We start from the raw sequence: 6,048 nt of genomic DNA on the forward strand, positions 1-6,048 counted from the left end.
ATTACTATTGGGGCTACTAATACACAGGATAATATAAAGGATGTTGAAATTGCAATAAATACAAAAGAATTAATGCAAGGAAAACTTGAAAATTCTGGGGTAATTGATATAAATAGTTCTATGACGATCCAAAATAAAGAAGATGATTTTGAAAAGTTGAATTGGAAGACGTCATACATTGATTATAAGGGAAATAAAAATATCAGTACTGTTTATTCGGGAGTTTCTCTCAAATCATTACTTCTGGGGATATTTTCTTTTTATCAAAAATAAACCAGAACTCTGAATTGTATAAATACCGTGTAAAAATGAAATGTGATGAGTTGTATTTATACTATGTATTAAGATACGGTGAATATATGTTATTGTCAAATCCTGAATCCACGGAGTTTAACTATGAGCATGTAAGTAGGTAATGTAATCAATTCTCGAATGTGAGGAATGGATAAATGATGACTACATTGATGCACAAATTATTCAGAATATGGAGACAATAAAATGGAAATTAAAACGATGTATATCCTGCTTGTTACTACTCCTTATTTACTCAGGAATAAACATATTTGGGCAGGATAATTATACAATTGTTGTGAAAAACGATGTTGATAGTGTAGAAGCTCTTACTGGCATAGAAGTAAAAGTAAGTAGCTCTTTTGCAAAATATTATACGACAGATTCGTTAGGACGATTTTCATTTTCAACATCTTCATTAGATACGATTGTACGTGTTTTTATTCAAGATGTAAATCATCAATGGTTTTATAACGAGTATTATATTGATCAATTAGAAGAAGTTGATACTATCTATTTACATTATAAATGGCGTTGGGCGTATAAGATGCTCATACTTTTTTTTGATAAAGGAAAGTGTGAGTTAAAAGGATTTTCGAATGAAGATCCATTAGAGTTAGCTTATTATTGGGTGGATGGATATGGTATTCCATATTTAGATCGGTTAAATAGACTTACACTCCATGTTTATGCGGCAGATAGTAAAATACCGAAGTGTTTAAAGGAAGAAGTCAAAAAGCTGCGTAATCGTATTCTAAAAGATAGGGACATATTGGACCAATCTCAATTGGTCGTTAAATTTCATAAATCGCCTTATGTTTCAACCGTTGCTAACCTTGATTTTAAAAAAGGAACTGTTATAGATGCAGAATTTATTTGTAATCAGAATACCGATAACATGAAGCACATCGCAAGTCAATACTTTTATGTGATTGAGTTTAAATTTGATTATCTGAAGAAAGACTAAATGAAGGAGTGGAGGGGAAATATAGGTGATGGATAAACTGGAAGAATTACAATTGGTTGATAATGAGGGTTGTAGATGTTGGGTTTTTATCCTGAGGGATAGAACGTCATTTTATATGAAGTAGGATAGTAGTTTATTATCATGATGTAGTGATGTTTGAAAAGTGTGATAGAATGAATTTTTGGGTTTAAGGCATCGGAACTTGTGCTTGTTAGATGGATATAGGTGAAAATTTTGAAAAGATTAATTGTTAGTTATGAGCTACTTGTATTTAATATTGGTTACAGTTCTAGTGACAGCTTGCTCAGGAGGTATTAAAGAGAATCGTAAAGATCTGCGGTTGGATAAAGAAGAAAGAGGTCATCCGGAGCCTGATATTCCAGTAGATGATTATAGAGATACTTTTTCTATTGAGCAATATGATAGTCTTTTATATTATGATATAGATAATTTTGAAACTAATTTTTTGAAGCAAAATAAAGCAAAGAGGATTTTAGACTCAATCTGTCTAGTTGAGAATACTCATTATCCTACTAGTATAGACACTGTTTTTTATTATAGGGATTTATCCAATTCTATTTTTCAATTTTATCAGGCTTCTTTTGATGGAAAGTTTTTACTAGAATACATTAAGTCTTCAGATTTAGGATTGTTGAATGAATTATGTTCTTCTTGTAGTCATATTGAAAACGTTATTTTAACTAAAAATAAGGAATATAAGTGTTATTTCATAACGGTATATGTAGAAGGTTATTCACTAACTATTCAATTAGATGAAAAAGGAAACTTAATCGTATTTGAAGTGGAAGGGTTATTTGTTTAGGTAGTGTTCTAACTCTTGATAAGAGTTAAAGGGGAAGCGATTCCATTATATGATACCAAATAAGTTTTTTTGTAATTTGTTCATTACTAGTTGAATCGTGAACAAGATAATGTTACGTAGTTATGAGAATAAAAAAAGTTTTAGTATATCTACTATCGAATTTTTGGCTTCTATCTGGTTGCTTTAATGGAACAGTTGAAAAAAGAGAATTCTAAGTAATTACATGTATGTTGAAGAAATTTTATAAAAAACAATGTTAATCATTAATTTATTGATATTATGTGTGATACTATTTGTTGGATATTTTTTTCAAAAAAAATGAAGAACAAAGAAAATTGGGGAATAGCATAATTATTTACGGTAAATATGTAGGTAGAAAAGGTGGTTATGGTAGTACGGGGTGCTATGTGATAATTAACCCTACAAAAAGGAAAGAAATAAAAGGATGGATTCGAAACTGTAGATATTGCAATGCATTGCCAGGAGACTCTGTATTGGTCAAATTTGCAATAGAAGATTCAACTGGGTAGTGTCTCAAACTATCACCTGATGATAAAAAGTGTGTGTAACCTATTGAAAAACAAAAAATAGGAGAATAAATTTGTATTGAAGCGAGTGGATGTCTATATCCACTCGCTTCTTTTTTGTGTAAATAGGAACCTGATATGAACGAAAGTTCGTTGTAAGTGCCTCAAACTATCACCTAATCATGAACTGTAATTATTTTCAAAAAAATTGTATAAAAAAGAAAATTAAAAGAAACTCAACGTTATCAATGTACTGTGTGCATGATATCTCAGTAGAATCAATACAGGTACACTCCTTATAAGGTGAGCGATGCAGAACAGGTAGATTTATTTAAAGAAGGAGTAGGAGTCAGAAGTGTTAAAAAACAGGTTGACAACTATACTTTCTAATGGATTTTCCCTATTTTTATTCTGCAAAAACAGGGAAAAAAGTTCTTTGAATTAAATAATAATCATTTAGGGAATGTGTTGGCATACGGACAGGAGTAACCGCTTCGATTTCGGGTAACCGTCTTAGAGTGGACAATTTGGGGCAATGGAATGGTATTTTATGTGTTTTCCCGACAGTAGCCGGAAGAACGTATACGGTTCATTATACATTGGGACTGAATGGAGGTCCTAAGCTGATCCCGTTTGTTCGAAACAATATCACCTCTGCCAATATTCAGGTGCAGCATATTACTTCGGATGGACGTTATACGTTGACATTTGTAGCACCGAGTTCAGAGACGATGTTTGCGGTGGAGAACCCGAATACGGGTACGCGATCGATGTACTTGTCGTATTTGTTTGTTCAGGATGTAAATGCAGCGGCAGTAGTGGAAGATTTCTGTTATGTGGCTGATGTGAAAAGTTATTCGGATTATATGCCGTTTGGGATGCAGATGCCAAACAGGAATGGAAGTGATAATGCGGATAGTTATCGTTATTCATTTCAAGGACAAGAGAAAGATGATGAGATAAAAGGTGAGGGGAATAGCTTAAACTATACCTTTAGAATGCACGACCCGAGAGTGGGGAGGTTTTTTGCTCTTGACCCATTGGCATATGATTACCCACATAACTCCCCTTATGCCTTTTCTGAAAATAGAGTTATTGATGGAATCGAACTTGAGGGTATGGAATTTGAGCGAAGTATTGATAAGGCAGGTAACACTATTGGCATGAACTTAACCATATATATGGACCCAATAATGATTGAATTTTATGGTTATGAAGCTATAGAAAATGAATTGTCAAAGCAGTATACCTTATTGATTAATAATAGCCTAGAAGGAGATGTGTCTGCCAAAGTTATTGTTTTGAGAGAAGACCAAAAAAGGAATTGGAATACGTTTAGAGTGGCTGGACAACAGAATGAAGATGAAACAAGTGTTGGAGGAGCGAATATAAGTTTTTTTGCTACTATTCCTTTGAATAGAAATGGGAAATTAAGAGAATTAGATGAGGTTGTAAATGATTTCCTTCATGAGGCTCTTCACCCTTATATAGATGCACATCCATTTGAACGTTCCTATGGTGAGGATGATAAACTTTACCAAATAGATGATGGAGTTTTTGAAAGCATCCCAGGAGTAACAAATCTACGTATTAAAGAAAATATTATGATGTATGGTTCTAGAACTGTTGATGGTACATTACTTAGTGATTATTGGAAAGAGAATGGCTTGCCTCTGCATTTGACCCAAGGTCAAATGCAGAGAATTTACGATGAAATAGATAAAATGAACGCTATAGGAAATGCCCCTGTAAAACAGGGGCATTACAAAATTACAAAAACTAATCAGTCTTTGAATGATCTTATTAATGGTGTTGGGAAGCAACAACCTAAACCTAAAGAAGAATAAAAATGAAGTTTGTGTTATTGGTTTTAGTTTTTTGCATTAATAATGTCTTTACGCAGGAAACGACTTATTATGGATTTAAAAAAAAATGCGATTTAAAAAAAAAGGAAATATCGTATTTCAAGTATAAATATGGAGATGATTCTTTGTCGATACTTTTACTTGAAAAAGTGTTATCTAATAAAATTTTTGAGTTTAATGGTACTAATGGTGATTATCCTATCTATTTATTTTTGCGCTTCGAAACTTGCTATACTCGAAAAGTTAAACTTGTTGGGCTACACAGCAATAAAATATTTAGTCGAAATGAAATAGAAAAATTAGAAGACATTTTAGTTGTAGACTACGATTTTTTAAAAGCAAACAGGTATAGTTATTACATTATCAAAATTAGTGTTGAGCTAGGTCGGTAGTGTTTCAGATGTGTTGATAACAGGAAAATAAAAATTTAATTAGCTGATTATCAATAAATATGGAGAGGTAGTTCGTCAAAAATGAGTGGGTACTCCTGTAGGAACAATAGATTTGAGGTCAAAAAACGATCTTAAATGCAGTCAAATGGTTCTACGTGTATCAAATGTGTTGATGGAAAATTACCTAAATTAAAAGAAGATAAAAAAGGAAATTTAAAAACTGAAGGAGGAACTACAATCAAAATTAAGAAAAATGAAAACATGCCCAAACCTTAATATAGTTTTCTTAGTTTTTCTAACCTCTATGCTATTTTTAAATTGTGTAGTTGTAGAAAAAAAAATCACCGTGGAAGATGATGGTGTCCTCTATTCAAAGAAGATGGTTTGTCGAAGTAGAAAAATATCTGTTTTGAAGTATAAAAAAAAGAATCTTAATGGCGTGCTTGTCGAAAAAGAAAAACAGATATTAGATATTAGAGGCACATGGTCAACACCAATTTTTGTCGGTATAATTTATTATGATTCAATAACAGGAAAAAAGAAGTCTCTTGAGAAGTATTGGACTGAAAAAATAAAAATAGAAAGGTAATCTGGGTAGTGTCTCAAACTATCACCTAGCGACAAATGAAACCACCCATAACTACCGTTATGATGCCATCGGACAGCTTGTCCAGGACAAGACGGAAGAAATCGAGAACATCACGTGGACAGTTACCGGAAAAGTAAAGAAAATTGAACGCTATGCGTTTAGTGAAAAACCTGATTTAGAGTTTGATTACGACCCAATGGGACAACGCATTACCAAGACAGTGTATCCAAAGTCTGCTCCTGGTGTGATAGATGTTGCAGGAGTCAAAAAAACCTATTATATTAGAGATGCACAAGGAAATGTAATGACGGTATACACACTCAAAGCAGAAGATGGTGAGACCAATCTGTACCTAACAGAACGGAATTTGTATGGATCTTCTCGTTTGGGAGTGGAGCAGGTAAACGAAGTAATTGCTTCTACAAGCTCAGGTAGTATAACCATTAATACGGCTCAACAGCGTGTTGTGGGAGATAAGCGGTATGAGTTATCGAACCATTTGGGGAATGTGTTGGCTACCATTTCAGATCGTAAGTTGCCGGAGTTTGATTTGGGAGAAGGGTTGGCGTATTATAAGCCGGATGTCGTTTCTTA

8 protein-coding genes are annotated in these 6,048 nt (G+C 33.1%); all 8 read left to right on the forward strand.

Translation table 11 applies throughout. The features are described from left to right. The coding region (locus ABDZ97_RS17475) for a hypothetical protein (protein ID WP_343791052.1) at window positions 1-273 on the forward strand (273 nt) is incomplete at its 5' end. 211 nt (window positions 274-484) lie between these two features. Then, window positions 485-1,258 (forward strand): hypothetical protein, encoded by a 774-nt coding sequence (locus tag ABDZ97_RS17480; protein ID WP_343791055.1) that lies wholly within the window; start codon window positions 485-487, stop codon window positions 1,256-1,258. Window positions 1,259-1,598: 340 nt separating this feature from the next. Continuing rightward, window positions 1,599-2,081 carry a hypothetical protein gene (locus ABDZ97_RS17485; RefSeq protein ID WP_343791058.1) on the forward strand — a complete coding sequence of 161 codons (483 nt, stop codon included), beginning with the start codon at window positions 1,599-1,601 and terminating at the stop codon, window positions 2,079-2,081. Window positions 2,082-3,126: 1,045 nt separating this feature from the next. Beyond that, window positions 3,127-4,455, forward strand: coding sequence for an RHS repeat-associated core domain-containing protein (locus ABDZ97_RS17490; RefSeq protein ID WP_343791061.1), 1,329 nt, complete (start codon window positions 3,127-3,129; stop codon window positions 4,453-4,455). Between the two features lie 2 nt (window positions 4,456-4,457). Then, window positions 4,458-4,865 (forward strand): hypothetical protein, encoded by a 408-nt coding sequence (locus ABDZ97_RS17495; RefSeq protein ID WP_343791064.1) that lies wholly within the window; start codon window positions 4,458-4,460, stop codon window positions 4,863-4,865. A gap of 135 nt (window positions 4,866-5,000) precedes the next feature. Next, a complete protein-coding gene (locus tag ABDZ97_RS17500) occupies window positions 5,001-5,141 on the forward strand; it encodes a hypothetical protein (RefSeq protein WP_343791067.1) in 141 nt (46 codons plus the stop codon). Then, window positions 5,119-5,454 carry a hypothetical protein gene (locus ABDZ97_RS17505; protein WP_343791070.1) on the forward strand — a complete coding sequence of 112 codons (336 nt, stop codon included), beginning with the start codon at window positions 5,119-5,121 and terminating at the stop codon, window positions 5,452-5,454. Before ABDZ97_RS17500 ends, ABDZ97_RS17505 begins: the two co-directional genes overlap by 23 nt. A 196-nt stretch (window positions 5,455-5,650) precedes the next feature. Further along, on the forward strand, window positions 5,651-6,048 hold a 398-nt coding region (locus tag ABDZ97_RS17510), incomplete at its 3' end, for a hypothetical protein (RefSeq protein ID WP_343791073.1).

Source organism: Wandonia haliotis, assembly GCF_039523435.1.
GTDB lineage: Bacteria > Bacteroidota > Bacteroidia > Flavobacteriales_D > Crocinitomicaceae > Wandonia > Wandonia haliotis.

Excerpts from the sequence above, each read along its gene's own strand:
- ABDZ97_RS17480 (WP_343791055.1), top strand. The coding sequence starts at position 485 with ATGGAGACAATAAAATGGAAATTAAAACGATGTATATCCTGCTTGTTA.
- ABDZ97_RS17495 (WP_343791064.1), top strand. The coding sequence starts at position 4,458 with ATGAAGTTTGTGTTATTGGTTTTAGTTTTTTGCATTAATAATGTCTTT.
- ABDZ97_RS17500 (WP_343791067.1), top strand. The coding sequence starts at position 5,001 with ATGCAGTCAAATGGTTCTACGTGTATCAAATGTGTTGATGGAAAATTA.
- ABDZ97_RS17505 (WP_343791070.1), top strand. The coding sequence starts at position 5,119 with ATGAAAACATGCCCAAACCTTAATATAGTTTTCTTAGTTTTTCTAACC.